This is a genomic window from Micromonospora sp. NPDC049230, assembly GCF_040647875.1.
Taxonomy (GTDB): Bacteria; Actinomycetota; Actinomycetes; order Mycobacteriales; family Micromonosporaceae; genus Micromonospora.
This window is the reverse complement of record NZ_JBEZCZ010000001.1, coordinates 338,497-365,412: the sequence shown is the minus strand read 5'-3', so window position 1 is coordinate 365,412 and position 26,916 is coordinate 338,497. Positions and strand designations below refer to the sequence as shown.

The following is a 26,916-nucleotide window of genomic DNA, read 5'->3' as shown; positions in this document are numbered from 1 at the left end:
CGCAAAACCCCGTTGCGTTACGGCCCGGCTTGGCGATCATGGAGTTGTGGTGCCGACTTTGGGGGTTTTACGGGCGTTTTGTTACCCACCACAACTCCATGATCGGCGAGGCAGTGCTGGTTGACGCAAGATCGAGCACGATCATGCGGTGACACCGATCAACGGATGAGGGCGCGCGGATACGACGGAGGTCGCCGGCGCTGTGCCCGGCGACCCGCTCGTCGCGGCGTACGGCCCGCCTCAGCGGCGGGACTGGCTCAGCGGTGCCCCTCCGGGCGCTGCCGCCACCTGTCCTCCATGCGGTCCAGGATCGACGACCGGCGACCGGATCGGCCACCACGCGGACGGCGACGACTCGTCGTGCCGCCCACCACGTGCAGGTCGGGTGACTGCGCCCGCCGGTGCGACTGCACCGCGTACGCGGCCGACGCCAGCATGACGACAAAGCCCGCCACCGCCAGCGGTGGAGTCTTGATCACCGCGCCATAGACCAGTAGAGCCAAGCCAGCGATGACGACGCCGGCGGCGACGAGCAGGCGACGCCGCGCGTGAAAGCGCGGATCGCTGGCGCGCACGGCCGAGGCGAATTTGGGGTCCTCGGCAAGCGACCGCTCGATCTGCTCGAACAGCCGCTGCTCGTGCTCCGAGAGCGGCACGGCACTCCTCCCCGGTCACGTTGGTCGGGCCCACTCGGGCCGACAGACCGTGGCAGCCATCCGGCTGCTTACCCGCAAGTCTACGAGGGGGGTCGCGCGTCGGAAAGCGGGACGACCTACGGGTGGGGTGGATTTTCCTTTCGTTGGGCGTCACGGTCGCCCATCAGACTGGCCGGACCTATGACGGACCGCCCGAATCGGGCAGCGGCGGCGTCGGCGGCAGCTTCCGCCTCCCGCCAACCACGCTCGGGCGCGCCGAGGGTGAGTTGCCGGGGCGCGCCGTGCGCCGCGCTGAGCCCCTCCACCCGGACACCGACGAGCCGGATCCGCTCGCCCGGGTCCAGTGCGGTGTAGAGCGCCCAGACCGTGTCGAACATCTCGCGGGCGGTGTCGGTGGGAACGTCGAGGGTGCGGGAGCGGCTGACGGTCCGGAAGTCGGCCAGCCGCACCTTGAGCGCGACGGTGCGCCCGACCTGCCCGGAGCCTCGCAACCGGATGCCGACCTTGGCGCTGAGCGCGAGCAACGCGCGGCGGATCTCCGACGGGTCGGCCACGTCGACGTCGAACGTCACCTCGGCGCCGATCGACTTGTCGACGTGCTCGGGGCTGACCCGGCGCGGATCCCGGCCCCAGGCCAGCTCGTGCAGGTGGGTCGCCGACGCCGCGCCGACCGCCTTGCGGAGCATGCCCAGCGGGGCTTCGGCGAGGTCGCCCACGGTGGTCAGGCCGAGCCTGCGCAGCGCCTCGGCGGCGCGCTCCCCCACGCCCCAGAGCGCGTCCACCGGCAGCGGGTGCAGGAAGTCGAGCACCTGCCCCGAGGGCACCACCAGCAGACCGTCGGGCTTGGCCCGGGTGGAGCCGAGCTTGGCCACGAACTTGCTCGGCGCCACCCCGACCGAACAGGTCAGCGCCTGCTCGTCAGCGACCCGTCGGCGGATCAGCCGGGCGATGGTGGCCGGGGAGCCGAAGAGTCGACGGGCGCCGCTCACGTCGAGGAACGCCTCGTCCAGGGAGAGCGGCTCGACCAGCGGGGTGACGTCCCGGAAGATCTGCATCACCGCGCGGGAGGCGGCCGTGTAGGCGCTGAACTCCGGTGGCAGGTAGACCGCGTGGGGGCAGCGCGCCCTGGCCTGGCTGGTCGGCATCGCGCTGCGTACGCCGTAACGGCGGGCCTCGTAGCTGGCCGAGCTGACCACCCCGCGCGGCCCCACACCGCCGACGATCACCGGCCGGCCGCGCAACTCGGGCCGGCGGCGCACCTCGACGGCAGCGAAGAAGGCGTCCATGTCGACGTGCAGGATCGGGCTGCCGGCGTCGTCGGCATCCGGCCCGAAGCGCGGATCGCCGCCCCGGGGCAACGACTGACTGCGGCCCATCCCGGCAGGTTAACCCGGAGGTACGACATCCCCGGCGGCCAGCGAGCCGGAGGACATCCGCAACGGCCGGCGAGCCAGCGGACCGCGGCAACCACCGGACCACGGCAACCACCGGGCAACCAGCAGCCACCGGGCCGCAGGACAGCAGCGGAGGCCAGCGGTCAGCCGCGTACGACCAGCAGTGGCACTGTCAGCTCGGCGGCGGTGTCCGAGCCGTGGTACGCCACCAGCTTCGACGCCATCGGCCGCTCGGTGCGGCTGGCCATGACCGCGTAGGTGTCGTTGCAGGTCACCACCACGTCGCCGATGCGGGCGAGGTGTTCCTCGGGTACCGGCCCGAACCAGCCGGTGGCCACCACCTCGTCGCGGGTGCGTACCCGCGCGGCGTCGCCGAGCACCGTGGACCAGGCGGCCACCACGTCGTCGAGTGCGCCCGGCGCGACGTGCAGGTAGCGCACCCGGGCCTCGCCGGCGACCACCCGGATCCCGTCGCGCAGTCGGGGATCGGTGTCCAGGTCGAAGCGGTGCGTGGCGGGAATGTCGAGCTGGCCGTGGTCGGCGGTCACCAGCAGGGCCGCGTCCGGCGGCAGCCCGTCGACAAGTCGGGCGACGAGTGCGTCCACCTCGGTGGCGGCGTCGCGCCAGGGCACCGAGTCGACGCCGCTGAGATGGCCGTGCCGGTCCAGGTCGGCGTGGTAGCCGGAGACCAGGGTCGGCCCCGACCCGGCGGCCAGCGCGGCCAGCATCGCGGCGGCCACCGCGGCCCCACCGGCGGCGCCCCGGAAGTCGCCGCCCCGGTTGGCGGCCACTGTCAACCCGCTGCCGCCGAACTCCGGCCGACTCACCACTGTCGTCGTCACCCCGGCGGCGCGGGCGCGCTCCAGTTGGGTGGTCACCGGCTGCCAGCTCAGCGGCGACGGATCCCCGGCCCAGTCGGTGTGGGTGAGCACCCGGTCGGTGCCGGGCACCCGCACTGTGAAGCCGAGCACCCCGTGCGCGCCGGCCGGTACGCCCGTGCCCAGCGACACCAGGCTGGTCGGGGTGGTGGACGGGAAACCGGCGATGAGCGGACGGCCCACCGTCGCGGCGAGCCCGGCGAGCGTCGGCGCGTACGGGGCGGCGGTGGGCAACTGGTACCAGCCGAGCCCGTCGACGAGCAGCACGGCGATCCGGCGCACCCCGGCCAACGCGGGCGCCAGCCCGAGCGGGTCGGCCGAGCCGGGCACGCCCAGCACGGCGAGCGCGCTGGGCAGCACCTCGGCGAGACGGCCGCCGCCGTGCTCCGGCCCGAGGATCGCCAGCGGCGCCGGGGTCGGTGATTCGCTCATGCCGGCCGGCGGGCGAACAGGTGCAGTTGGGCGGCCAGGTCCCGGTACGGCGGTTGCGCGGCCAGTACGCGTTCCAACTCCACCACCGCGGCCTGCTGCCCGTCGGCGACAGCGGCCGGCAGCAGGTCGGCCAGCACGCGTACCCCGTGGATCTCCTCGACCACCAGCCCGGCGGCGCCGAGCAGCGCGGCGGCGCCCGGGGCGTCGTAGCGTCGGCGCAGTGTGTCGCGCGGCCCGGCGGTGCCGGCCGGATCGGCGGCCAGGGCGGTCGCGACGTCCAGGTGCCCGTTCATGGCCCGGCCGAGCACTGCGGCGGCCCGGCCGGCCACCAGGACACTGGCCGCCCCGCCGGGACGCAGCGCGGTGGCCAGCGCGGCCACCACCGGTGTCGGGTCGTCGACCACCTCCAGCACGGCGTGGCAGAGCACCAGGTCGACGCCGGCCGGCTCGACCAGCCCGGCGAGGGCGTCGCCGTCGCCCTGCACCGCGGCGATCCGGTCGGCCACCCCGGCCTCGGCGGCGCGGCGGGTGAGCGCCGCGAGGGCGTCGGGGCTGGCGTCGACAACCGTGACCCGGTGCCCGGCGCGGGCCAGCGGGACGGCGAAACCGCCGGTGCCGCCGCCCACGTCCAGCACTGTCAGCTCGGCGTCGCCGCGCCGGTCCAGTTCGGCGCGGAGCACCGACCAGATCACTGCGGTACGGGGTGTCAGCGGCGGCTCGGCGAACCGGCCTCGGGTCTGCTCCACCCGGTCGAGCCTAGTGGGTCAGGAGTCGGTGCCCTCGGCCTCGTCCTCGGCGCGGGACCGGCGTTCGTTGGCCACCGGGCCGTTTGTCACCTCGTACTCGCGAGGGTCGGCGAGGTGCCCCGGCACCCAGCCGGTGCCGAGCCGGGTCCGCCGGGCGTTGGCGATTCCACCGGTGTACGCGTGATTTCCCGTCACTGTCGTTCCCCCTCACGGATCACGGGCCGCTCTGCCCGCTCAGGACGAGTCTCCCGCTCGACGGCGCGAGAAACCGTAATGTGGATCACTCTCCTAACGGAAGTCGCGGGAGGCGGGGCTGACCGGCGGTTCGATGGCGTCCAGCCGGTCGGCGACCAGGTTGGTCACCCCCTCGTGCCGCTGCAACCGCCCCCGGACCACGAGCGCGGCGCTGGTGCGGGCCACCCGCCGGTAGCGCTGCCACAGCCCCGGCGAGCAGGTGACGTTGAGCATCCCCGTCTCGTCCTCCAGGTTGAGGAAGGTGACCCCGCCCGCCGTCGCCGGGCGTTGCCGGTGGGTGACGATGCCACCGACCCGGATCCGCTGGCCGGGCTCCACCCGGCCGAGCCGGGCGATCGGCACCGCGCCGAGCACGTCGAGCTGACCCCTGATGAACCGGGCCGGATGGCTCTCCGGCGACAACCCGGTGGCCCACACGTCGGCGACCAGCCGGTCCACCGCCTCCATCCCGGGCAACGTGGGCGCCGCCGCGCCGGTCACCGTGCCGGGCAGCCGGCCCGGCCGGTCCTGGGCCGCCGCGCCGGCGGCCCAGAGCGCCTCGCGCCGGGTCAGCCCGAAACAGGCGAAGGCGTCCGCGGTGGCCAGCGCCTCCAGCTGCGCCGCGCTGAGACCGACCCGCCGGGCCAGATCAGACATGTCGTGGTACGCCCCGCCGGCCGCCCGCTCGGCCGCGATCCGCTCGGCCACGTCGGCGCCGAGGGTACGCACACCGGACAGCCCCAGCCGGACGGCCGGGCCGCCCAGCCCCCACGCGTGCGGCGGCTCCCCCGGCCCGCTGCCCCACCGGGTGTCCGGGGTGGACTCCAACACCGCCACGGCCCCGCTGGCGTTGATGTCCGGGCGGCGAACCTCCACCCCGTGCCGACGCGCGTCGTCGACAAGTGTCTGCGGGGAGTAGAAGCCCATCGGCTGGGCGTTGAGCAGCGCGGCCAGGAACGGCGCCGGGTGGTAGCGCTTGAGCCAGGAACTGACGTACACCAGGTAGGCGAAGCTCATCGCGTGACTCTCCGGGAAGCCGTAGCTGGCGAACGCGGTGAGCTTGCGGTAGACGTCGTCGGCCAGCTCGCCGGTGATGCCCCGCTCGGCCATCCCGGCGTAGAGCCGGTCGGCGATGCGGGTCATCCGCTCGACCGACCGTTTGGCGCCCATCGCCCGGCGCAGCTGGTCGGCCTCGGCCGCGTCGAAGCCGGCCAGGTCGATGGCGAGCTGCATCAACTGCTCCTGGAACAGCGGCACCCCCAGGGTCTTCTCCAGGGCGTTGCGCATCAGCGGGTGCGCGAACGTCACCGGCTCCTGGCCGTTCTTACGCCGGATGAACGGGTGCACCGAACCGCCCTGGATCGGGCCGGGCCGGATCAGCGCCACCTCCACCACCAGGTCGTAGAACTCGCGGGGCTTGAGCCGGGGCAGGGTGGCCATCTGGGCGCGGCTCTCCACCTGGAACACCCCCACCGAGTCGGCCCGGCAGAGCATGTCGTAGACCTCCGGGTCGTCAAGCGTCATGTCACCCAGGTCGAGGCTCTCGCCGATCATGTCGTAGCCGTAGTGCAGGGCGGAGAGCATGCCCAGCCCGAGCAGGTCGAACTTGACCAGGCCGACCGCGGCGCAGTCGTCCTTGTCCCACTGGAGCACGCTGCGCCCGGGCATCCGCCCCCACTCCACCGGGCAGACCTCGATCACCGGCCGGTCGCAGATCACCATGCCGCCGGAGTGGATGCCCAGGTGCCGGGGGAACGTCTGCAACTCGTTGGCGTACTCCACCACCTGCTCGGGGATGCCCTCGACGTCGACAGTGGCGACCGAGCCCCACCTGTCGATCTGCTTGCTCCAGGCGTCCTGCTGCCCGGGTGAGAAGCCGAACGCCTTGGCCACGTCCCGCACCGCCGACCGGGGCCGGTAGGAGATGACGTTGGCGACCTGGGCGGCGTGTTCCCGGCCGTAGCGGGAGTAGACGTGCTGGATCACCTCCTCCCGGCGGTCGGACTCGATGTCCACGTCGATGTCCGGCGGGCCGTCCCGTTCCGGGGCGAGGAACCGCTCGAAGAGCAGCCGGTGCCGGACCGCGTCCACATTGGTGATCCGCAACGCGTAGCAGACCGCCGAGTTGGCCGCCGACCCCCGACCCTGGCAGTAGATGTCCTGCTCGCGGCAGAACGCGACGATGTCGTAGACCACCAGGAAGTAGCCGGGAAAACCCAGCTCCTCGATCATGTTGAGTTCGTGGTCGAGCTGCGCGTACGCCGCCGGGTGCGCCTGCGGCGGCCCGTAACGCTCGTGTGCCCCGTCGGCGGTCAGCTTGCGCAGCCAGCTCATCTCGGTGTGCCCCGGCGGCACCGGGTACGCCGGCAACTGCGGCGCGACCAGTTGGAGGTCGAAGGCCAACTCGGCGCCGAACTCGGCGGCCCGCGCCACCGCACCCGGGTACGCGGCGAACCGGGCGGCCATCTCCGCGCCGCTGCGCAGGTGGGCGGTGGCCGCCGCGGGCAGCCAACCGTCGATCTCGTCCAGGCTGCGGCGGGCCCGCACGGCGGCGACGGTGGTGGCCAGCCGACGCCGGCCGGGGCTGGCGTAGTGCACGTTGTTGCTGGCCACCGTCGGCAGCCCGGCCGCGGCGGCCAGCTCGGCGAGCGCGTCGTTGCGGTCGGCGTCGATCGGATGGCCGTGGTCGGTCAGCTCCACCGCGACCGTCTCGGCACCGAAGAGCGCGGTCAGCCGGTCCAACTCGCGGGCCGCCGCGTCCACCCCCTCGGTGAGCAGCGCCCCCGGCACGTGCCCCTTGCGGCAGCCGGTCAGCACCAGCACGTGGTCCTTCAGCTCGGCGGCGACCTCCTCCAGGTCCCCGTAGACCGGGCGGCCCTTCTCCCCGCCGCGCAGTTGGGCGCGGGCGATGGTGGTGGCCAGCCGGGCGTACCCCTCGTGGCCGTGCGCGAGCACCAACAGGTGCGCGCCGTGCGGGTCGGGTTCGCCGTTCTGCGGGCCGGGCAGCCCGAGGGACAGCTCCGCGCCGAAGATGGTCGGCAGGCCCAGCGTGCGGGCCGCCTCGGCGAACCGGACCACCCCGTAGAAGCCGTCGTGGTCGGTGACGGCGAGCGCGGTGAGCCCCAGCCGGGCCGCCTCCTCGGCCAACTCCTCCGGGTGGCTGGCGCCGTCGAGGAAGCTGAAGTTGGTGTGCGCGTGCAGCTCCGCGTAGGGCACCACACCGTCGGGGCGGGTCAGCTCCGGTGGTTGGTACCGCTCGCGGTGGCGGCTCCAGGCCGGGGAGTCTCCCCCGTCGGCGTCCACGGCGAGCGGGTCCACCACGTGCAGGTGCCGCTCCTCGCGCGACCGCCCGCCGGAGCTGCCGTCGGCCCGCCCCGAGCTGCCGTCGGCCCGCCCGGAGAGCACCCGCTCCAGCTCCGACCAGGGCATCTTGGGGTTGTGGAAGCTCACCTGGCCGCCACCTCGCCCGGCCAGAGCGTGTGCTCAGTCATAGATCGCCTCCACCAGCCACTGCCCGGCCTCGACGGCGAGCAGCAGAGCGGTGCCGTCGGCGAGGCCGACCTGGAACCGGGCCCGACGGCGGGCCTCGGCCGGGGCCCACCACCGCTCGTCCACCGGCCACGGGCCGACCCAGCCGACGATCTCCGCTGGCCGGCCGGTGCCGACCACCAGCCGGGCCGGCGGAGCGCTCACCGCCAACCGTGCGCTGATCACCACCGGCTCGCCGGCGGCGTCGTGCACTGTCGCGGCGAGTGGGCTGGGCAGCACCACAGCCGGCGCCGGCGCCGGGAGTCGTCCGGGCCACGGCGGAACCCCACCCGTGTCGCGGGCAGCAGGCCGACCGGCACCCACGGCCCGGGCACCGCCGCTGGCGCTCGACTCACCGGCCAGCGGCACCGACGCGACCGACTCCCCCGACAACGACACCGAACCAGAACGCCCGACCGACTCACCGGCCAGCGGTGCCGGGCCGGGGCGGGCGGGCAGACGTTCGTCGCCCCACGGCACCAGTCGGACCTGGTCGGCCGGGGAACGCCCACCGCCGAGCACCGCGGTGACCACCGCCTCCGGGCCGAGGATGCCCTGCACGCGGCTCAACGCCCGGTGTGCCCGTTCCCGTTCCTCGCCGGTCTCCCCCCACAGACCGGCTTGCAGACCGGCCTGGGCGATCACCCCGTCCGGGACCAGCCGCAACCGGATGATGCCGGCCGTCGGCCGGGCCGGTCGGGCGCCGGTACGCCCGCTGCTGCCGGAGAGCCAACCGTCGAGCTGCCAGCGCACCCGGTCGGCGATGGCAGCGGCGGTGAGCAGGCCATCGTGGCGCCACACCCGGTGTAGCTCCTGACCGTGCTCGGTGACCGCCTCGATGCCGAGCCGGGTGCAGGCCAGCCCGTGCCCGGCCAGCCCCTCGTGCAACTGCTCGGCCAGCGCGCGACCCGCGAACGCCGCCGCGTCGACCCGGTCGATCGGCTCGTCGTAGTCGGCGGTCACCGTCAGGTCCGCCGGTGGTTGGCGGACGGCGAGCGGGCGGTGGTCGCGCCCGGCCGCGAGCCGGTGGGCCAGCGCACCGTCGAACCCGAACCGGGCCAACACGTCGCCGGCGGGCAACGCGGCGAAGTCGCCGAGACTACGCACCCCCAGGCGGCGCAGCAGGTCGGCCAACGCCGACCGACCGAGCGCCTCGACCGGCAACCCGGCCAGGAACTCCGGTGTCCCGCCCGGTGCCACCACCCGACCGGCGCGGGCGGCCAACCCGGCCGCGAACACCCCGTCGGCGATGCCGACCTGGCTCTCCACCAGGCACGACTGGGCGACGTGCTCGATGATCCGCTCGGCGGCCGCCTCCTCGCCGCCGAGGTAACGGCCCGGCCCCCGGGCGGCCACCGCGCAGGCGCCCGGACGGACCACCTCCACGCCGGCGACCAGTTCCTCCACCGCGGCGACCACCGGCTCGAACGCCCGGGCGTCACGGCCCGGGTCGTACTCCACGACGGTGAGTTGCGGGCAGCGACCCTGCGCCTCCCGCTTGCGCAGACCTCGGCGTACCCCCTCGGCGCGGGCCCGCTCGGAGCAGGCGACCACCCGGTTGGCGTGCAGCACGGCGACCGGGCCGGTCGCCGGCACCCGGTCGACGATCTCGGCGGCGAGCACCGGCCAGTCCGGGCACCACAGCAGCAGGGTGCGTGCCGGAGAACCGGTCACCCCCGACCGACCAGGGCAAGCGGCGTGGCAGGTCGGCCCACTGTCGACGACACCGTGCGGGGAATGACCCGGGTCAGCTCGTCCCCCGGGAGCCAGACCTTGATCTCCTTGGGTCGGGCGGCCGCCCCGCGCCCGCGCGCCGAGACGGTGACCTCCCGGCGGCGCAGCCGCCCCCGGCCCTGCCCGAGCCCTTCCCACACTCCACGGACCACCTGAAGTGTCACGTCCGCGCCGTCCCACCGGCCGTACGGGACGAGCACGCTGCCGCGCTGCCGGGCCCGGGCGGCCAACCGGGTGGCGACCGAGGCGGAGACCGTGGCCGGCACTGTGGTGACCACGACGTCCACCCCGTCGATCAGCGCGGCGACCACGGTGGCCCACTCGGGGCCGGGATTCGGAACCAGGGCCAACCGGTCCAGGGCGATGCCCAACTCGGCGGCCGCCCCCGCACCGAACGTCGGCACACCGACCACGGCGCACCACGAGCCGGCCCGGGACGCCTCGGCGAGCAGGGCCAGCATCAGCGAGGTGCCGCCGCTGCGCTGGGGCTGGCCGGCGGCAACCGCGATGGTGCTCCCCCGGCGTAGGCCCCGGTTGGGCAGCAGACCGGTCAGCTCGGGTGCCACCGGCAGCACCCGGTGGCCGCCGACCTGGTCGGGTGCGCTCGCGGGGCGCACCAGATCGGCAAGTGCGGCGGAACCGACCACCATGCGGCCCGCCATTGGACCAACCCCCCGTCGTTGCTGCTGCTGTGGATCACATTCCGGACCGACCCGCCGTGCCACCGGCCGCCCGGCTCCCCCCGCGGGGCGGTCGGTGGCACGGCGGGATCATGCGGCGAGGCCGTCCAGGGCCGGTTGGTGGGACACACCGAGCGCGGTCTCCACCACCGTGACGAACTGTTCGGCGGCGCGGAGCAGATCGTCGGCCTCCCGGGCGCTGACCACCCGGGGGATGCCCGCCTCGGCGGCGGCGCGTTTGCTGGCCCCGGCGGCGAAGAACCGGGACCACTCGTCGAGCTCCGGAGCGACGGCGCAGAGGAGGACCCAGACGCTGGTGATCCGGTTGCGCCGACTCGGCGCGGGCCGGGCCCGGGCGGCGAGCAGGGCAGCCGCCGCACGCAGCGCCGCCAGGTGGGCAGCCGCGTAGCGCAGGCCGTCGGGTCGGGTCTGGCCGGCCTCGACCAGCCCGCGCCGGGCCAACGTGAGGAGTTGGGCGGGGGTGCGGTGCGGCAGCACGTGCGCCGGCACGGTCGGTGCCTGAGCCGGATTGGTCGGCATGGGTGTCTCCTCCACGTGGCCGGGCGTCGCCTCGGCGCGTTGGTGCCGCCGACGAGACGCCGAGGTCGGGTGGTGCGGAGGAAGACGCACCGGGTGTGGCCGGCCGGGTGTGGACGCTTCCCCACACCACACCCGGCCGGCGTACCGGCGGGTGCGTCGCCCGCTGCCCGGGGGTCGTGGGCAGCGGGCGACGCTCCTGCCTGTCGGGACCAGGCTCGCGACTGCCCGGAAACCCAGGTGCGGCCCGCGGAGCCACACCGCCCGGAGCTGGCGCCGCGAAACGCCGCGCTCCGGCTGGTTGGAACGGGCGTTCGAGGCAATCGAACACTCGTTCTAACTGCTGCTGACAGTACACCTCCCCACCGACGAAAATGCAACGTGTGACGCGCCGGCCGTGCCAGCCGCGCGAACCGGGTGAACCGACACCTGCCGAACCGGGAAGAATGACGACATGCAGCCACACCCGAACGTACGAGCGGTGCAGGACGCGCTCACCGCCGCCGGCACGCTCGACGGCGCCGGTGAGCCCAGCACGATCCGCCTGCTGCCCGACGCGGTGCCCACCGCGGCGGCCGCCGCCGAGGCGCTCGACATCGAGGTCGGCCAGATCGCCAACTCGCTGGTCTTCGACGCGGACGACACGCCGCTGCTCGTGCTCACCTCCGGCGCGCACCGGGTGGACACCGCCGGCCTGGCCGCGTCGATCGGGGTCACCCGACTGCGCCGGGCCACCCCGGAGTTCGTCCGGGCGCACACCGGGCAGCCGATCGGCGGGGTCGCCCCGCTCGGGCACCCGCACCCGCTGCGCACCCTGGTGGACACGGCGCTGGCGACGTACCCCGAGATCTGGGCCGCGGGCGGCGTACCGCAGGCGGTCTTCCCGACCACCTACGCCGAGCTGCTGCGGGTCACCGCCGGCAGCCCGGCCGAGGTGGCGTGAGCGAGCGGACCAGCGAGGGCAGCCGCGAGACGCTCGCGCCGCCGCCGCCGAGCGGCAGCGTACGCGCGGCGCCGGAGCTGGTCACCCTGCACGTCTGGCGGATCTCCCGCGGCGCGTTGCCCCGGGCGCTGACCCGGATGGCGGTGGACCCGCGCCGGCTGCGGGCCCTGCCCGGCGTCCGGTTCGGCAAGCTGCTGGGCACCGGGACCGGCACCGGCTTCGGGCCGGGTGACGCCGACCTGACCCGGTGGGCGGCGCTGACCGTCTGGGACTCCCCCGCCTCGGCGGCCGGCTTCGACGACTCGCCGGTCGGGCGTGCCTGGGCCCGCATCGCCCGCGCCCAGGCCCGGGTCGACCTGCGTCCGCTGACCAGTCGGGGCGAGTGGTCCGGCCAACGACCGTTCGGCGAGCCCGCGGGCGGCCGGGTGACCGGCCCGGTGCTGGCGCTGACCCGGGCCCGGTTGCGGGCCCGCCGGGCGGCCACCTTCTGGCGGGCGGTCCCGCCGGTGGCCGCCGCCCTGCGGGACGCGCCCGGGTTGCTGGCCCGGTTCGGGGTCGGGGAGGCACCGCTGGGTTGGCAGGGCACGGTGAGCGTGTGGCGCGACCCGACAGACCTGGTGGCGTTCGCGTACCGTCACCCGGAGCACCGGGCGGCGATCATGCGAACCCCCACCGCGGGCTGGTACGCCGAGGAGCTGTTTGCCCGGTTCGAGGTGCGCGACGTGGTCGGCGACCGGACGGTGCTCGGGTGGGTCGCCGACGGCGGCCCCGAAACGGTGAAGGGTGGACGGGCATGAGGTTGGTGCGCTGGACGCCGGACGATCTGGTCCGGCGGCTGGACGACGTGGTGGCCGTCTACGGCGAGGCGATGGGATACCGCACCGACCTGTTGGAGGCCCGGCGCGGCTACATCGCCACCCACGTCCGCCGGCCGGGTTTCCGGGCGGTCGCCAGCCTGACCAGCGAAGGTCACCTAGCCGGCTTCGGCTACGGCTACCTGGGCGCCTCCGGCCAGTGGTGGCACGACCAGGTGCACCGCGCGCTGGACGCCCCGAGCCGGGCGCGCTGGCTCACCCACTGCTTCGAGGTCGTCGAGCTTCATGTCCGGCCACCGGCGCAGGGCCACGGCCTGGGCACCGGCCAACTGCGCGCGCTGCTCGGCATGGCCGAGGGCGACACCACGCTGCTGTCCACCCCGGAGGCCGACGAACAGACCTCGCGGGCCTGGCGGTTGTACCGGCGGTTCGGCTTCGTCGACGTGCTGCGTAACTTCCACTTCCCCGGCGACGAGCGGCCGTTCGGCGTCCTCGGTCGGGATCTGCCGCTCGATCCACCGGCGTCATGACCTGGCGGTTCTCCTGGACGCTACTCGCCGTCCTGGTGCTCGCCCAGATCTGCTACCCGCTCACCACCGGCGCCACCCGGGCCGGGCTCACCGTGGCCACCGTCGTGCTCGGGTGGCTGCTCTCGGTCGGCCACGCGCTGCTCAGCCGGGGCCCGCGGGTCGCGGCGGCGCTTGTCGCGGTGGCCACCTTCGGCGGGTTCGCGATCGAGGCGGTCGGGGTGGCCACCGGCGTGCCGTTCGGCAGCTACGACTACGCCGGCGAGTTGGGCCCCAAGCTGGCCGGAGTGCCATTGATCATTCCGCTGGCCTGGACCTGGATGGCCTGGCCGGCCTGGCTGGCGGCGGTCCGGCTGACCGGCGGCGGCGCATCGCGGGCCGCCGACACCGGCGACAGCACATCGCGGGCCGCCGACACCGGCGACAGCACATCGCGGGCCGGCAAGGCATCGTGGACCGGCCGCGCATCGCAGCCCGGCCGCGGCGGGTCGGCGGCCGGGCTGTGGGTACGGCGGATCGTGCTGGCCACTGTGGGGTTGGCCGCCTGGGACCTCTTCCTCGACCCGCAGATGGTGGCCGAGGGCTACTGGGTCTGGCGCGACGCCACCCCCGCCTTGCCCGGCCTGGCCGGCATCCCGGTCAGCAACTATCTGGGCTGGCTGCTCTTCGCGGTGCTGCTGATGAGCGCGTTGCGTCCGCTGGCCGGGTCGGCTGCCGAGCACACCGACCGGCGCGACGACCCGATGGTCACGCTCTACCTGTGGACGTACTTCTCCAGCATCCTGGCCCACGCGGTCTTCCTCGACCTGCCCGCGTCGGCGCTCTGGGGGGCGGCCGGCATGTCGGTGACCGCCGTCCCGCTGGCGGTGACCCTGCTGCGTGCCCGCCGGGGCGGCGCCACCCGCCGGGGCGGCGCCACCCGCCGGGAGGCCGACCAGCCGCACCGGCCCGGCGTCGACGCGACCCGATGATCGTCCTGCTCGCCCTGCTGGTCGGCGTCGCCGCGTTGACCGGGCACACCTGGCTCAACGCCGCCCACTGGCTGCGCCGCCCCACCGACCGACCCGACGAGCTGGACGAGCGGGTCGCCGTGCTGCTGCCGCTTCGCGACGAGGCCGCCCGGGTCACGCCCTGCCTGCGCGCCCTGCTCGCCCAGCGCGGCGTGCCAGGGCTGCGCGTCGTGGTCCTCGACGACGGGTCCACCGACGGCACCGCCGAGGTGGTCCGCGCGGTGGCCGGCGACGACCCCCGGGTCACGCTGCGCACCGGGGTCGCCCCGCCGCCGGGCTGGCTGGGCAAACCGCACGCCTGCTGGCAGTTGGCCACCGGAGCCGACCCGGACGCCACAGCGCTGGTCTTCGTCGACGCCGACGTGGTGCTCGCCCCGCACGCGGTCGCGGCGGCCGTCACCGAGCTACGCGCCGCCCGCGTGACGCTGCTGTCGCCGTACCCCCGGATCGTGGTGGCGACGGCGGCCGACCGGCTGGTGCAGCCGCTGTTGCAGTGGTTGTGGCTGACGTTCCTGCCGCTGCGCGCGATGGAACGCTCGCCGCGGCCGGCGCTGGCCGCGGCCGGCGGACAGTTCCTGGTGGTGGACCGGGCCGGCTACACCGCCGCCGGCGGGCACGTCGAGGTCGCCGACAAGATCCTGGAGGACGTCGAGCTGGCTCGGGCGGTCAAGCGGGCCGGTGGGCGGATCGCCCTGGCCGACGGTTCCCGGCTGGCCACCTGTCGCATGTACGACGACTGGCCGCAACTGCGCGACGGGTACTCGAAGTCGCTCTGGGCGTCGTTCGGGCACCCGGGCGCGGCGGCGGTCGTGGTGGCGCTGCTGCTCCTGCTCTACACGGCCCCGCCGCTGGTAGCGGTCATCGCCCTGCTCGCCGGCGCGCCGGGGTTGGCCGCCGTGGCCCTGGCCGGTTACCTGCTGGGGGTGGCCGGCCGGGTGCTCACCGCGCGGGCGACCGGGGGCCGGTGGTGGCCCGACGCGCTCGCACACCCCGTGTCGGTCGTGGTCCTCGGTTGGTTGACACTGCGGTCGTACCATCTGCGAAAGCGACACCGCCTGACCTGGCGGGGCCGCTCGGTCAGCTAGGAGGGCGCGGCATGGCGCGGATCGTTGTCGTCGGCGCCGGGGTGGGTGGCCTCGCCACCGCCGCCCGGTTGGCCGCCACCGGGCACCAGGTGACCGTCTTCGAGGCCGCCGACGCGGTCGGTGGCAAACTCGGCCGGTACGCGCACGACACCCCGGCCGGGTCGTTCCACTTCGACACCGGGCCGAGCCTGCTCACCCTGCCCCAGGTCTTCCACGACCTGTTCGAGGCGACCGGGGCGAAGCTCGACGAATACCTGGACCTGGTCGCCCTGGACCCGATCGTCCGGCACGTCTTTCCCGGCGGCGGCCCGACCCTGGACTCGTGCGCCGACCCGGTGGAGTTCACCGCCCGGATCGGGGCCGCCCTCGGTGACCGGGCCGCTACCGACTGGCAGCGGCTGTGGCGCCGCGCCGAACGGGTGTGGCGGGCCTCCGAGCGCGACATCCTGCGCCGCACCGTCGACTCCCCCCGCGATCTCGCGTCGCTGGCCTGGCGGCTCGGCGACCTGGCCGCCATCGCCCCGGGCCGCACCCTGCGCGGGCTGGGCCACCAGCATCTGTCCGACCCGCGGCTGCGGATGCTGCTGGACCGGTACGCCACCTACACCGGCGCCGACCCGCGCCGGGCGCCGGCGGCGTTGGTCGCGGTCCCCTACGCCGAGTTGGCCTTCGGCGGCTGGTACCTGCGCGGCGGGTTGGGCACGCTCGCCGACGCGCTGCTGACGCGCTGCCTGGACCTCGGCGTGGTCGTGCAGACCGACACCACTGTCACCCGGATCGACGCCACCGGCGGCCGGGTGCACGGGGTACGCCTCGCCGGCGTCACCGCCCCGGTGCCCGCCGACGTCGTGGTGGCCAACGTCGACGCGCTCACCGTCTACCGTGACCTGCTGCCGCACCCGCGTCGGCTGGCCGGGCTGACCGACCGCAGCCTCGCCGGCTTCGTGTTGCTGCTCGGTGTCTCCGGCAGCACCGGGCTGGCCCACCACACCGTCTTCTTCCCGCGCGACTACGACGCGGAGTTCGACGCGGTCTTCGGGAACCCCGGGCGCGGCGTACGGGCCCGGCCGGCGGTCGACCCGACGGTGTTCGTCACAGTGGCCGACGACCCGATGGTCCGCCCGGCCGGGCACGAGGCGTGGTTCGTACTTGTCAACGCACCCCGCCACGGCACCGCGGCGGGTGCTGTCGACTGGCGACGGCCGGGGCTGGCCGACGCGTACGCCGACCGGATCCTGGAGGTGCTGGCGGAGCGCGGTGTGGACGTACGCGACCGGCTGCTGTTCCGCGAGATCCGCACCCCGGCCGACCTGGGTGCGGCGACCGGCACGCCGGGTGGCTCGATCTACGGCACCGCCGGTGGGCTGCTGCGCCCCGCCAACCGGGGCCCGGCGAACGGGTTGTGGCTGGTCGGCGGCTCCACCCACCCGGGCGGCGGGCTGCCGATGGTGACCCTCTCCGCACAGATCGTCGCCGACGAGATCGGCCCCGCCTGGTAGGCCCGGGGTGCCTCAGCCGGCGTCGAGCAGGCCCGATCCTCAGCCGGCGTCGAGCAGGGCGCGGCGGATGGTGGAGAGCAGTTGCCCGAGGCCGAAGCCGGCAAGCAGCACCCACACCGCGGTCGCCATGGTGATGGTGCCGGCGGCCAGGTCCGGCTCGATCAGCCCGGCCAGCCCGGCGACCACCAGGCCCGCCAGGGCGACCGAGACCCGGGTGGGGCGTTCCCCCACGGTGACCGCACCGATGTCGCGCATGCCGGCGGCGACCGCCCGAGCCCGCACGTACTCGTGCAGCCAGGACAACGCGCCGCCCGCGACGATCAACGCGCCCGGCGCGCCGACCAGCCAGAACGCCAGCAGCCAGGCCACCTCACCGAGCCGGTCGGCGACCGAGTCGTAGACGTAGCCGAGCCGGGTGGTGCGACCGGTGGCGACCGCCACCGCACCGTCCACGCTGTCGGCCACGGCGGCGAGCAGCACGAACAACGCGCCCAGGAAGGGCCCGTCCCCCGGCCGGGTGACAAGCAACGGTACGCAGAAACAGAGCAGCACCCCGGCCACGGTGACGGCGGTGGGGCTGACCCGTAGCCGCCCCAGCACGTACCCGACGTGGTAGGCGAACCGCAACCAGGCGCGTACCACAGGGGCCGCGACCCGGGGGTCGAACCCGCCGTGCAACCGCGCCCAGGCCGTGGCGTACTGGTCCCAGTTCAGCTGTGTGCCCACCACTGATCAACCGTCGTGCCGGGCATCAGGTAGCGCAGGCTCCGCATTCACACCCGCGCGCCGGCCTTCAGGTTCTGCCAGACCTCGCGGGTCGCGGTGGACCGGTTGAGGGTGATGAAGTGGATTCCCGGCACACCCTCGTCCAGCAGGCGGCGGCACATCTCGCTGGCCTGCTCGACACCGAGCCGGCGGACGGCCTCCGGGTCGTCGGCGACGCGTTCGAAGCGGGCCGCCAGCGCTGACGGGAACGGCGCACCGGACAGCTGCACGGATCGCTCGATGGTGCCGATCTGGGTCACCGGCATCACCCCGGCCAGGATCGGGGTGTCGCAGCCGGCGGCGGCCACCCGGTCGCGCAGCCGCAGGTAGTCGTCGGCCTCGAAGAACATCTGCGTGATGGCGAACTCGGCGCCGGCCCGACACTTGCGGACGAACTGCGCGGTGTCGCTTGCCACGTCGGGCGAGCGGGGGTGCTTGTACGGGAAGGCGGCCACGCCGACGCTGAAGTCACCGGCGTCACGCACCAGCCGGACCAGGTCCTCGGCGTAGTCGACGCCCTCGGGGTGCCGGACCCACTCGCCGCTCGGGTTGCCGGGCGGGTCACCGCGCACCGCCAACACGTTGCGCACCCCTACCCCGGCGAGCCGGCCGACCACGTGCCGCAGCTCGGCGACGGAGTGGTTGACCGCGGTCAGGTGGGCCATCGGCAGCAGGGTGGTCTCGGTGGCGATGCGCTCGGTCACCGCCACTGTGGTGTCCCGGGTCGAGCCGCCCGCGCCGTAGGTGATCGACACGAACGACGGGCGCAGCGACTCCAGCTCGCGGATGGCCTGCCAGAGCAGCCGCTCCCCCGCATCCGTCTTGGGCGGGAAGAACTCGAACGAGAAGGTCGGCTGGCGCTCACGAATGAGCTCCCCGATCGCCGGCTGCGGGTTGGGGAGTACCGAGGGAAGACCGAGCGCCACGATCCGACTCTAGCGGGCGACGCCACCACGGCCCAGACGCTTTCCACCTCGGCGTCCGATACCGCCTGCCGGACGCGGTCCCGGCGGGCGGAAGGCGTCGTACCCCCGGGGTAGCAATGGGGGGCGTGGGAGGGCGACGGGGGCGACGCCCGGGGTCCCGCGCGGGGGTCAGCAACCACGCGGTGACACCGGTCCCGCCCGGTCGGGGCGGGTGGGCCGTCACCGCGCCGACGCCCGCCAGGAGGACGCATGACCCCGCCCCGATCGCCGCGCCCGACGCAGCTCGGCCCGCTGCTGGCCCGGTGCCGGCTGGCCCGTGGCTGGAGCCAACAACGCACCGCCGCCGAGTTGTGCGCCGCCGCCGGGGTGCCGACGTTGAGCCGGCACGAGGTGTCCCGGTGGGAACGACAGCGTCGTGTTCCCGGCGGGTTCTGGCTCGGCTGGCTCGCCGTCGTCCTGGACGTGCCGCTGGTGACCCTCACCGAGGCTGCCACGGCCACCCGCCGAACCGGCTCGACGCGGCCCCCCGGACCGGGCCGAGCGGCGGTGGCCGGTGTGCGGCCGGCGGGGCGCGGCGGCCCCGGCCGCACCGACGGGACTACGCGTGGCGGTAGGGCGCGGAGCGCGGCGACCCGCTAGCGTCGGGGCGTGACCCACGCTGCCCCCGTCTCACCCGTCGACCGCGCCGGCCTACGGCAGCGGGTCGACAAGGCCCTCACCGAGTTCCTGACCGGCCAACGGGTTCGGCTCGCCGCCGTGGATGACGCCCTGGCCCCGGTGGCCGAGGCGATCGAGGCTTTCGTGCTCGGTGGCGGCAAGCGACTGCGCCCGGCCTTCGCGTACTGGGGGTTTCGGGGCGCGGGCGGGGTCGACGGCGACCAGGTGCTCACCGCCCTGGCCGCGCTGGAGTTCGTCCAGGCCAGCGCCCTGATCCATGACGACCTGATGGACCGCTCCGACACCCGACGCGGCGAGCCCGCCGTGCACCGGCGGTTCGCCGCACGGCACCGGGAGGCCGGCTGGGGCGGTGACCCGGACGGCTTCGGCGACGCCGCCGCCATCCTGCTCGGCGACCTCTGCCTGGTCTGGTCCGACGAGCTGCTGCACTCCGCCGGCCTGGACCTGTGGTCGTTGGCCCGGGCCCGGCCGGTCTTCGACGAGATGCGCACCGAGGTCACCGTCGGGCAATACCTCGACGTGCTCACGCAGGTCACCGGCGACACCTCGGTGGAACGGGCCAGCAAGGTCGCCCGGTACAAGTCGGCGAAATACACCGTCGAGCGTCCGATGCTGCTCGGTGCCGCGCTGGCCGACGCGACGGCCGACGTACGGACGGCCTACTCGGCGTACGGGCTGCCGCTGGGCGAGGCGTTCCAGCTCCGCGACGACGTGCTGGGTGTCTTCGGTGACCCGGCGCTGACCGGCAAGCCGGCCGGGGACGACCTGCGCGAGGGCAAGCGCACCTACCTGGTGGCGGCGGCCGTGGAGACCACCGACGACGCGGGCCGCGAGCTGCTGCTCAGCCAGCTCGGCGACCCGGAGCTGGACGAGCGGGGTGTGGCTCGGCTGCGCGAGCTGATCTCCGCGAGCGGGGCGTTGGCCCGCACCGAGCAGCGGATCGTCACGCTCACCGACACCGCGCTGGCCGCGCTGACCAACGTCGACCTGGACACCGAAGCCCGCCAAACCCTCGTCGACCTGGCCATAGCCGCAACCCGCCGAGCCGACTAACCACCCCCACCCTGCCCCCGCCCTCCCCCACTTCCGTGCGTTGATCATGGAGTTATCGCCATTCACCTCGGCGTGTCGTGGCAATAACTTCATGATCGACGCGGGAAAAGGGGGGTGGGGGGACGGGGGTGGGGGTCGGGTTAGAAGCCTAGGGCTTGGGCTCGGCGTTTTACTTCGCGGGCCTGGTCGCCGGAGAGGGCGGCGGCTGGGGTGTTGCCGGGGAGGGTCTCGTCCGGCTCGTACAGCCAGCGCAGGGCGGCCTCGTCGTCGTAGCCGTTGTCGGTGAGCAGGTTGAGCACGCCGGGCAGGTGCTTGAGCACGGTCTGGTTGGCAACCAGGTCCGCCGGGATCCGGCGGACGCCGTCGCGGCGGACCGCCAGCAACTCCCGGTCACGGATCATCTGGTGCACCTTGCTGATCGACACGTCGAGGCGCTCGGCGACGTCGGGCAGGGTCAGCCAGCCGGCCGGGTCGGCGGGGCCGGCGAGCTCCAGGCTGGGCACGGCCTGGTCGGGTACGGGTTCGGTCACCCGACCACCCTGCCACGCCGCCGTCGCGACGGGCCACCGGCACCCCGAGCGGCCGCTCTCGTGGCGCCGCTGACCTGCGGGCACGGGCACGAGGAGTGCGGCGGGACAGACCCGTTAGGCGGCCGGCTGTAGCATCCTGTTCAACCTTCACCCCCTGGACACATAGACTGCCTGCCGATGGACACTCAGGTCGCCGACACGTTGCTGGGCTCGCTGATCGACGGGCGCTACCGCATCCGCGGTCGCGTGGCCCGTGGTGGCATGGCGACCGTGTACACCGCCACCGACGAACGCCTTGAGCGCACCGTCGCTGTCAAGATCATTCATCCGACCCAGGCGCCCGAGGCGCGGGTCGGGACCGCCAACTTCGTGGCCCGGTTCACCGACGAGGCGAAGACCATCGCGCGGCTGACCCACCCGAACGTGGTGGCGGTCTACGACCAGGGCACGCACGCCGGCCTGCCGTACCTGGTGATGGAGTACGTGCGCGGTCGCACGCTGCGTGACGTGCTGGCCGAGCGGCGCCGGCTCAACCCGGACGAGGCGCTGGCCATCATCGAGCAGATGCTCGCCGCGATCGCCGCCGCGCACCGGTCCGGTCTTGTGCACCGCGACGTCAAGCCGGAAAACGTGCTGGTCGCCGAGGCGCCCACCGGCGGTGTCGCCAATCTGGTCGACAGCGTCGTCAAGGTGGCCGACTTCGGCCTGGCCCGGGCGGTCGAGGCGAGCGCCGACGAGGAGCAGGGCAACCAGCTGATGGCCACCGTGGCGTACGTCGCCCCGGAGCTGGTCACCGAGGGCCGGGCCGATCCCCGCACCGACGTCTACTCGGCCGGCATCGTGCTGTTCGAGATGCTCACCGGCCGCGTGCCGTACGACGGGGACCGCCCGGTGGACGTCGCCTGGCAGCACGTCGACCGGGACGTACCGGCGCCCTCGATGCTGGTGCCCGGCCTGCCACCGGTCCTCGACGACCTGGTGCAGCGGGCCACTCGGCGCGATCCGGCGGCGCGGCCTGCCGACGCCGGCGCGCTGCTGGCCGAGGTCCAGGTCGCCCGGGATCGCCTCGGTGACGCCAACACCCGCACCGCCGTGCTCCGCGCGGTGAGCGACGATGCGCCACTCTCTCAGCCGACCATGGTGGTCGCGACGGTCCGCCCGACCGACCGCCCGGCCTGGGCACGGCTGCCCGAGGGCGCCAGCCAGGGGCCGGGGCGACGACGGGCCGCCCCGGAGTCCGCGGAGGGTCTCGGGTCCCGGCTCGCGGCGCTGCGTGCCACATTGCTGGCGAGCCCGCGCGGCCGGTTGGCCGTCGCGGCCGTGGTGGTGACGCTGGGCCTGGTGGCCGCGATCGGGGGTTGGTGGTTCGGCGTCGGCCGTTACACGGATGCCCCGCAGCTGGTGAGTTTGAGCAAGGCCGAGGCGCAGGCGCAGGCCAGCCGCGCCGGCCTCACCCTGAAGTACGGTGAGCCGCGCTTCGACGAGAAGGCACCGAAGGACAGCGTGCTGGGGCAGAGCCCGGCGTCCGCCACCAAGATCGTCAAGGGTGGCACGATCACCCTGACCCTCTCCCTCGGCCCGGAGCGCTTCCCCGTGCCGGACGTGATCGGCAAGGAGTTCGAGCTCGCCGAGGCGGACCTGCTCAACGTGAAGCTGGTGGTGGCGAAGGGTGCACCCCGCTACGACGACAGCCTGCCGGCCGGGGTCGTACTGGAAACCTCCCCCAAGGTGGGCACCGAGGTCAAACCCGGTGCGACGATCACCCTCATCCTGAGCCGGGGCCGGGCGCCGGTGACGGTGCCGAACCTGGTCGGTAAGAACCTCAACGACGCTCGGGCCGCCCTGGCCCAGCTCAACCTGGTGCTGGTGGAGACCTACAAGGACTCCGACAAGCCCAAGGACGAGATCCTCGGGCAGAGCCCGGCCGACGGCGCCGGCGTGGAGAAGGGCACCCAGGTCAAGGTGGACGTCAGCAAGGGCCCGCCGGCGATCGTCGTGCCCCGGGTGATCGACCTGCCCTGCCAGCAGGCCAAGCAGGCCCTGGAGGGCCAGGGCTTCCCGGTGACGGCGCTCATCAACCCGAACGCCACGGTCCGGATCCAGGCCCCCGGTGAGAATTCGCAGGTGCCGCCGGGCACCCCGGTCACCCTCACGTGCTTCTGATGTCGACTGTCACCTCGCGTCCGGTGGGCGCGCACACTCCGACCTCGGGAGGGCTGGCCAAGGCCGCCCTGCCGTACGCCGACGCGACAGGCGCCCAGGTGGTGCAGGTCTACGTCTCCAACTCCCGGGGTTGGGCGCTGCCCAGCGGTGATCCGGTCCAGGACGCCCTGTTCCGCGACGGCTGCGCCGAGCGGGGCATTCCGGCCTTCATCCACGCCTCACTGTTGGTCAACCTCGGCTCGCCCACCCCGGCCACTGTCGAGAAGTCGGCGCAGACGCTGGCCCACGCCCTTCGTCGGGGCATGGCGATCGGCGCTCAGGCGGTGGTGTTCCACGCGGGCAGCTCGGTCGACGAGACGTACGCCGAGGCGGCGATGCGACAGGTCCGCCGGGAGTTGCTGCCGCTGCTCGACTGGGCCGCCGACGCCGGCGGGCCGATGTTGCTGGTCGAGCCGAGCGCCGGCGGCGGCCGGTCACTGGCCTCCCGCGTGCAGCAGCTCGGCCCCTACCTGGACGCGGTGGACCGACACCCCATGCTCGGCGTCTGCTTCGACACCTGCCACGCCTGGGCGGCCGGGCATGACCTGGCGGCCGAGGGCGGCATGACGGCGACCCTGGACACTCTGGTGGCCACTGTCGGTGCGGACCGGCTGCGGCTGGTCCACGCCAACGACTCGAAGGATCTGTGCGGCTCCACCCGGGATCGGCACGAGAACATCGGCAAGGGCACCATCGGCGAGCCGGCCTTCGCCGAGCTGATGGCCCACCCCGCCACCGCGGGCGTCCCGATCGTCGTGGAAACCCCAAGCGAGAAAAGCCTCGGCCACGCCGCCGACATCACAACCCTAACCCGCCTAACCCCACCCCGGTGATCATGGAGTTATAGCCACGACACGCCGATCCGAGTGGCAATAACCTCATGATCAACAGGGGTAAGGCGGGGCGGGGCGCGGTCAGGCTGCGGCGAGGGCGCGGGGTAGGGCTGCTACCGCGCGGTCGATGTCCGCGTCGTCCAGGCCCAGGTGGGTGACCAGGCGGGCGGTGCGGGGGCCGAGCACCGAGACGAGCACACCCTCGGCCCGCGCGGCGGCGGCCAGGGCACGCGCGTCCAGGTCGTGCTTCGTCAGGTCCAACGCGACGATATTGGTACGCACCGGGGAAGCGAGCACCCCGAACGGCGCGACGGCCTCGGCGAGCCGGGCCGCCCGGGCGTGGTCGTCGGCCAGCCGGTCGATGTGGTGCGCGAGCGCGTACCGGCCGGCGGCGGCGAGGATGCCAGCCTGACGCATGCCGCCGCCCATCCGCTTACGGATCATCCGCGCCCGCTCGATCTTCTCCGCGCTGCCCACCACCAGCGAGCCGACCGGCGCGCCGAGGCCCTTGGAGAGACACACCGACAGCGTGTCGAAGAGCCGGCCGTACTCGACCAGGGGCACCCCGTCGGCGACATGTGCGTGCCAGATCCGCGCGCCGTCGCAGTGCGTCGCGACGCCCGCGTCGTCGGCGACCCCCCGCAGCTCCCGCAGGGTGGCGAGTGGTATCACCCCGCCGCCACGGCCGTAGGTCTGCTCCACGGCGATCGCACGGGTGGGGACGGCGAAGTAACCGTCCGGCCGGATCATCCGGGCCACCTGCTCCGGGTCGACGTCCGCGCCGACCGCGGGCCAGGTCCGCGAGGAAATACCGCCGTACGCGGCCGCGGCACCGATCTCGTACGTGACCACGTGCGCGTCGGCGTCGGCGAGCACCTCGTCGCCGGGCGACACCAGCAGTTGCAGGGCGATCTGATTGGTCATCGACCCGCTCGGGGCGAACAGCGCCGCCTCGTGCCCGAACAGCGCGGCGGCCTCGGCCTCCAGCGCGTTGACGGTCGGGTCCTCGCCGTAGACGTCGTCACCGACCTCGGCGGTGGCCATCGCCTCCCGCATCCCGGCGGTGGGTCGGGTGACAGTGTCCGACCGCAGGTCCACAAAGTCAGCCACTGTTCTTCCTCCGGCTGCCGACTGCGGGGCTCGCAAGCTCACTCCTCGCGTCAGCCACGGAGCATTTCCGCCACCAGGAAGGCCAACTCCAACGACTGCTGGGTGTTGAGTCGCGGGTCGCACGCGGTCTCGTACCGGTCGGGCAGGTCGAGGTCCTCGATGCCCTGGGCGCCGCCGAGGCACTCGGTGACGTCCTCGCCGGTCAACTCGACGTGCAGGCCACCGGGATGGGTGTCCAGACCTCGGTGCACCTCGAAGTAGCCGAGCACCTCGTCGACGATGCGGTCGAAGTGGCGGGTCTTGTAGCCGTTCGACGACTCGTGCGTGTTGCCGTGCATCGGGTCGCACTGCCAGACCACCTTGGCACCGGCGGCGGTGACCTTGGCGACGATCGGCGGCAGGGCGTCGCGCACCCGGTGGTTGCCCATCCGGCTGATCAGGGTGAGCCGACCGGGGATGTTGTCCGGGTTGAGCTTCTCGCACAGCTCGATCGCCTCGTCCGGAGACGTGGTCGGGCCGAGCTTGACGCCGATCGGGTTGGCGATGCGGGAGATGAAGTCGATGTGCGCGCCGCTGATCTGACGGGTGCGCTCGCCGATCCAGAGGAAGTGCCCGGAGAGCCCGTACGCCCGACGGTCGGAGACCCGGGTGAGCGCCCGGTCGTACTCCAGGGCGAGGGCCTCGTGCGAGCAGTAGAGCGTGACGGTCCGCAGCGCCTCGTCGTCGGTCATGCCGCAGGCCCGGATGAAGGCCAACGCCCGGTCGATCTCCCGGGCGATCGCCTCGTAGCGCTCCCCCGCCGGGGAGTTCTTCACGAAGCCCTTGTTCCAGTCGTGCACGGCGTGCAGGTCGGCGAGCCCACCGGCGAGGTACGCCCGGAGCATGTTCATCGCCGCCGCCGAGTTGGCGTACGCCCGGATCATGCGCTGCGGGTCGGCGACCCGGGCGGCCGGGTCGGCCTCCAGCGAGTTGATCATGTCGCCGCGGTACGCGGGCAGACCGCGCGCGTCGGTCGGCAGCGAGCGGGGCTTGGTGTACTGCCCGGCCACCCGGGCGACCTTGACCACCGGCAGGGACGCGCCGTAGGTGAGCACGATCGCCATCTGGAGCAGGGTGCGGGCGTTGGCCAGCAGGTGGCTCTCGGTGTTGTCGACGAACGTCTCCGCGCAGTCGCCGCCCTGGAGCAGGAACGCCTTGCCCTCGCAGACCAGTGCGAGTTTCTGCCGGAGCTGGTCCACCTCGTAGGGCGCGACGACCGACGGCACTGTGTCGAGGACCTTGCAGACCGCCGCGACGGCGGCCGGGTCGGACCACGGTGGGACCTGCTCCCGGGGCAGCTCCCGCCAGCGGTCCAGGCCGAGCGCGGCGTCCTCCGCGGAGTCGACTGTCGGTCGGCTGGTCTGCAGGCCCGGGTTACTCACCGCGGGATGGCTCAGCTGATGCCACTCATGGCGCATGACAGAAAGCGTACGGCGACGGTCGGGGCGACCGGGCGGCGAGGGGGACGGTTCCGGCAGATGGGAGATCAATCCGCCGTGGGTTGGCCCGGCCGCGCGGGCACGAAGAGGGCGTCCGGCGCGGGCGTGGGCGTGGCGGGTGGCCCGCCCGGCATTTCCCCGGCGATGCACCAGTCGCTTCCGTCGCGGATAACGGTGAACACCAACGGCCGGGCGACAGTGCGGCCGCCGGCGACGACCGAGACCGACACGCTGACCTCCTGCCCGAGCGGACCGGACCGGACGTCGGTGATGGCCGCCTCCGGCACCTGGAAGTGATCGGCGAAGTCGCCGTTGGGGCCGGTGGCAGCCTGGTCGAAGCTCTCGTACAGCAGAGCGCAGAGCTGACTCCGGCCGGCGGCGACGTCCTTGGCGGTCATCGCGTCGAGGTACGCCTGCACGCGCTCACGGGAACGGCTGGCGGCCTCGTCGGCGGGGGTTCGGGTGGGCGTGACCGGCGGCGGCACGTCCTTGACCTCGTCCCGGGCATCGTCGACGATCCCGCAGCCGACCAGGGTCACCGGCAGCAGCAGTGTGGCAGTCGTGGCCGCCAGCCTCAGGTGGGTCGCTCGCATGACCACCTCCGTCGAGGGTGAGATCGAGACCTACCGAGCCGCGAGTCTGC

25 protein-coding genes are annotated in these 26,916 nt (G+C 73.9%); 10 read left to right on the top strand and 15 right to left on the bottom strand.

Going from position 1 to position 26,916, the window contains the following annotated elements:
- Positions 1–257 precede the first annotated feature (257 nt).
- From AB0A95_RS01720 to AB0A95_RS01680, 9 genes are all read right to left on the bottom strand, one after another.
- Positions 258–656, bottom strand: coding sequence for a DUF3040 domain-containing protein (locus AB0A95_RS01720; protein WP_357069513.1), 399 nt, complete (start codon positions 654–656; stop codon positions 258–260).
- Positions 657–772: 116 nt separating this feature from the next.
- Entirely contained in the window at positions 773–2,032 is a 1,260-nt protein-coding gene (locus AB0A95_RS01715; protein ID WP_357553651.1) for a DNA polymerase IV, read from the bottom strand.
- Positions 2,033–2,193: 161 nt separating this feature from the next.
- Entirely contained in the window at positions 2,194–3,360 is a 1,167-nt protein-coding gene (locus AB0A95_RS01710) for a nucleotide pyrophosphatase/phosphodiesterase family protein (protein ID WP_357553650.1), read from the bottom strand.
- Positions 3,357–4,106: a methyltransferase domain-containing protein gene (locus tag AB0A95_RS01705; protein WP_357553649.1), complete on the bottom strand. Its 750-nt coding sequence runs from the start codon at positions 4,104–4,106 to the stop codon at positions 3,357–3,359. The genes AB0A95_RS01710 and AB0A95_RS01705 overlap by 4 nt, the downstream gene beginning before the upstream one ends.
- 18 nt (positions 4,107–4,124) lie before the next feature.
- Positions 4,125–4,301 carry a hypothetical protein gene (locus tag AB0A95_RS01700; RefSeq protein WP_357553648.1) on the bottom strand — a complete coding sequence of 59 codons (177 nt, stop codon included), beginning with the start codon at positions 4,299–4,301 and terminating at the stop codon, positions 4,125–4,127.
- 93 nt (positions 4,302–4,394) lie between these two features.
- On the bottom strand, positions 4,395–7,790 hold the full coding sequence (locus AB0A95_RS01695) for an error-prone DNA polymerase (RefSeq protein ID WP_357553647.1): 3,396 nt from the start codon (positions 7,788–7,790) through the stop codon (positions 4,395–4,397).
- Between the two features lie 33 nt (positions 7,791–7,823).
- On the bottom strand, positions 7,824–9,542 hold the full coding sequence (locus tag AB0A95_RS01690; RefSeq protein ID WP_357553646.1) for a DNA polymerase Y family protein: 1,719 nt from the start codon (positions 9,540–9,542) through the stop codon (positions 7,824–7,826).
- On the bottom strand, positions 9,539–10,264 hold the full coding sequence (locus tag AB0A95_RS01685; protein ID WP_357553645.1) for a hypothetical protein: 726 nt from the start codon (positions 10,262–10,264) through the stop codon (positions 9,539–9,541). Before AB0A95_RS01685 ends, AB0A95_RS01690 begins: the two co-directional genes overlap by 4 nt.
- 108 nt (positions 10,265–10,372) lie before the next feature.
- Positions 10,373–10,822: an SAV_6107 family HEPN domain-containing protein gene (locus AB0A95_RS01680; protein ID WP_357069494.1), complete on the bottom strand. Its 450-nt coding sequence runs from the start codon at positions 10,820–10,822 to the stop codon at positions 10,373–10,375.
- A 451-nt stretch (positions 10,823–11,273) separates the two neighbouring features.
- On the opposite strand from AB0A95_RS01680, the gene AB0A95_RS01675 reads away from it, so the two are divergent.
- The 6 genes from AB0A95_RS01675 to crtI all read left to right on the top strand — a co-directional run bounded on the left by AB0A95_RS01675 (position 11,274) and on the right by crtI (position 16,698).
- Positions 11,274–11,762 carry a YbaK/EbsC family protein gene (locus tag AB0A95_RS01675; protein ID WP_357553644.1) on the top strand — a complete coding sequence of 163 codons (489 nt, stop codon included), beginning with the start codon at positions 11,274–11,276 and terminating at the stop codon, positions 11,760–11,762.
- 77 nt (positions 11,763–11,839) lie between these two features.
- A complete protein-coding gene (locus AB0A95_RS01670) occupies positions 11,840–12,559 on the top strand; it encodes a monooxygenase (protein ID WP_357553670.1) in 720 nt (239 codons plus the stop codon).
- On the top strand, positions 12,556–13,107 hold the full coding sequence (locus AB0A95_RS01665; protein WP_357553643.1) for a GNAT family N-acetyltransferase: 552 nt from the start codon (positions 12,556–12,558) through the stop codon (positions 13,105–13,107). The genes AB0A95_RS01670 and AB0A95_RS01665 overlap by 4 nt, the downstream gene beginning before the upstream one ends.
- Positions 13,104–14,075: a carotenoid biosynthesis protein gene (locus AB0A95_RS01660; RefSeq protein ID WP_357553642.1), complete on the top strand. Its 972-nt coding sequence runs from the start codon at positions 13,104–13,106 to the stop codon at positions 14,073–14,075. Before AB0A95_RS01665 ends, AB0A95_RS01660 begins: the two co-directional genes overlap by 4 nt.
- Positions 14,072–15,199 (top strand): glycosyltransferase, encoded by a 1,128-nt coding sequence (locus tag AB0A95_RS01655; protein WP_357553641.1) that lies wholly within the window; start codon positions 14,072–14,074, stop codon positions 15,197–15,199. The genes AB0A95_RS01660 and AB0A95_RS01655 overlap by 4 nt, the downstream gene beginning before the upstream one ends.
- A gap of 11 nt (positions 15,200–15,210) precedes the next feature.
- Positions 15,211–16,698: a phytoene desaturase family protein gene (gene crtI, locus AB0A95_RS01650; protein ID WP_357553640.1), complete on the top strand. Its 1,488-nt coding sequence runs from the start codon at positions 15,211–15,213 to the stop codon at positions 16,696–16,698.
- A gap of 39 nt (positions 16,699–16,737) precedes the next feature.
- Here crtI and AB0A95_RS01645 read toward each other — a convergent pair whose 3' ends face one another.
- On the bottom strand, positions 16,738–17,427 hold the full coding sequence (locus tag AB0A95_RS01645) for a CDP-alcohol phosphatidyltransferase family protein (RefSeq protein WP_357553639.1): 690 nt from the start codon (positions 17,425–17,427) through the stop codon (positions 16,738–16,740).
- Between the two features lie 44 nt (positions 17,428–17,471).
- Positions 17,472–18,389 (bottom strand): methylenetetrahydrofolate reductase [NAD(P)H], encoded by a 918-nt coding sequence (gene metF / locus AB0A95_RS01640; RefSeq protein ID WP_357553638.1) that lies wholly within the window; start codon positions 18,387–18,389, stop codon positions 17,472–17,474.
- A gap of 249 nt (positions 18,390–18,638) precedes the next feature.
- Here metF and AB0A95_RS01635 point away from each other — a divergent pair, with 249 nt between their 5' ends.
- Positions 18,639–19,028, top strand: a complete 390-nt coding sequence (locus AB0A95_RS01635) for a helix-turn-helix transcriptional regulator (protein WP_357553637.1) — start codon at positions 18,639–18,641, stop codon at positions 19,026–19,028.
- A gap of 9 nt (positions 19,029–19,037) precedes the next feature.
- Positions 19,038–20,120: a polyprenyl synthetase family protein gene (locus AB0A95_RS01630; protein ID WP_357553636.1), complete on the top strand. Its 1,083-nt coding sequence runs from the start codon at positions 19,038–19,040 to the stop codon at positions 20,118–20,120.
- A gap of 140 nt (positions 20,121–20,260) precedes the next feature.
- Here AB0A95_RS01630 and AB0A95_RS01625 read toward each other — a convergent pair whose 3' ends face one another.
- Positions 20,261–20,650: an Rv2175c family DNA-binding protein gene (locus AB0A95_RS01625; protein ID WP_357553635.1), complete on the bottom strand. Its 390-nt coding sequence runs from the start codon at positions 20,648–20,650 to the stop codon at positions 20,261–20,263.
- Between the two features lie 177 nt (positions 20,651–20,827).
- Here AB0A95_RS01625 and pknB point away from each other — a divergent pair, with 177 nt between their 5' ends.
- Both pknB and AB0A95_RS01615 read left to right on the top strand, forming a co-directional pair.
- A complete protein-coding gene (gene pknB, locus AB0A95_RS01620; RefSeq protein WP_357553634.1) occupies positions 20,828–22,813 on the top strand; it encodes a Stk1 family PASTA domain-containing Ser/Thr kinase in 1,986 nt (661 codons plus the stop codon).
- A complete protein-coding gene (locus AB0A95_RS01615; protein ID WP_357553633.1) occupies positions 22,813–23,685 on the top strand; it encodes a deoxyribonuclease IV in 873 nt (290 codons plus the stop codon). The genes pknB and AB0A95_RS01615 overlap by 1 nt, the downstream gene beginning before the upstream one ends.
- Positions 23,686–23,766: 81 nt before the next feature.
- Here the strand turns inward: AB0A95_RS01615 and AB0A95_RS01610 are convergent, their stop codons facing one another.
- From AB0A95_RS01610 to AB0A95_RS01600, 3 genes are all read right to left on the bottom strand, one after another.
- Positions 23,767–24,795, bottom strand: a complete 1,029-nt coding sequence (locus tag AB0A95_RS01610) for a GntG family PLP-dependent aldolase (RefSeq protein ID WP_357553632.1) — start codon at positions 24,793–24,795, stop codon at positions 23,767–23,769.
- 50 nt (positions 24,796–24,845) lie between these two features.
- Complete coding sequence (locus AB0A95_RS01605; RefSeq protein ID WP_357553631.1) at positions 24,846–26,252, bottom strand: class II 3-deoxy-7-phosphoheptulonate synthase; 1,407 nt, start codon at positions 26,250–26,252, stop codon at positions 24,846–24,848.
- Positions 26,253–26,320: 68 nt separating this feature from the next.
- Positions 26,321–26,866, bottom strand: a complete 546-nt coding sequence (locus AB0A95_RS01600; RefSeq protein ID WP_357553630.1) for a hypothetical protein — start codon at positions 26,864–26,866, stop codon at positions 26,321–26,323.
- Positions 26,867–26,916 lie beyond the last annotated feature (50 nt).

What these genes read in the sequence shown, in the direction of transcription:
- AB0A95_RS01615 (WP_357553633.1), top strand. Translation starts at nt 22,813, where the DNA reads ATGTCGACTGTCACCTCGCGTCCGGTGGGCGCGCACACTCCGACCTCG.
- pknB (WP_357553634.1), top strand. Translation starts at nt 20,828, where the DNA reads ATGGACACTCAGGTCGCCGACACGTTGCTGGGCTCGCTGATCGACGGG.
- AB0A95_RS01660 (WP_357553642.1), top strand. Translation starts at nt 13,104, where the DNA reads ATGACCTGGCGGTTCTCCTGGACGCTACTCGCCGTCCTGGTGCTCGCC.
- AB0A95_RS01675 (WP_357553644.1), top strand. Translation starts at nt 11,274, where the DNA reads ATGCAGCCACACCCGAACGTACGAGCGGTGCAGGACGCGCTCACCGCC.
- crtI (WP_357553640.1), top strand. Translation starts at nt 15,211, where the DNA reads ATGGCGCGGATCGTTGTCGTCGGCGCCGGGGTGGGTGGCCTCGCCACC.
- AB0A95_RS01680 (WP_357069494.1), bottom strand. Translation starts at nt 10,822, where the DNA reads ATGCCGACCAATCCGGCTCAGGCACCGACCGTGCCGGCGCACGTGCTG.
- AB0A95_RS01665 (WP_357553643.1), top strand. Translation starts at nt 12,556, where the DNA reads ATGAGGTTGGTGCGCTGGACGCCGGACGATCTGGTCCGGCGGCTGGAC.
- AB0A95_RS01710 (WP_357553650.1), bottom strand. Translation starts at nt 3,360, where the DNA reads ATGAGCGAATCACCGACCCCGGCGCCGCTGGCGATCCTCGGGCCGGAG.
- AB0A95_RS01605 (WP_357553631.1), bottom strand. Translation starts at nt 26,252, where the DNA reads ATGCGCCATGAGTGGCATCAGCTGAGCCATCCCGCGGTGAGTAACCCG.
- AB0A95_RS01685 (WP_357553645.1), bottom strand. Translation starts at nt 10,264, where the DNA reads ATGGCGGGCCGCATGGTGGTCGGTTCCGCCGCACTTGCCGATCTGGTG.
- AB0A95_RS01655 (WP_357553641.1), top strand. Translation starts at nt 14,072, where the DNA reads ATGATCGTCCTGCTCGCCCTGCTGGTCGGCGTCGCCGCGTTGACCGGG.
- AB0A95_RS01600 (WP_357553630.1), bottom strand. Translation starts at nt 26,866, where the DNA reads ATGCGAGCGACCCACCTGAGGCTGGCGGCCACGACTGCCACACTGCTG.
- AB0A95_RS01715 (WP_357553651.1), bottom strand. Translation starts at nt 2,032, where the DNA reads ATGGGCCGCAGTCAGTCGTTGCCCCGGGGCGGCGATCCGCGCTTCGGG.
- AB0A95_RS01635 (WP_357553637.1), top strand. Translation starts at nt 18,639, where the DNA reads ATGACCCCGCCCCGATCGCCGCGCCCGACGCAGCTCGGCCCGCTGCTG.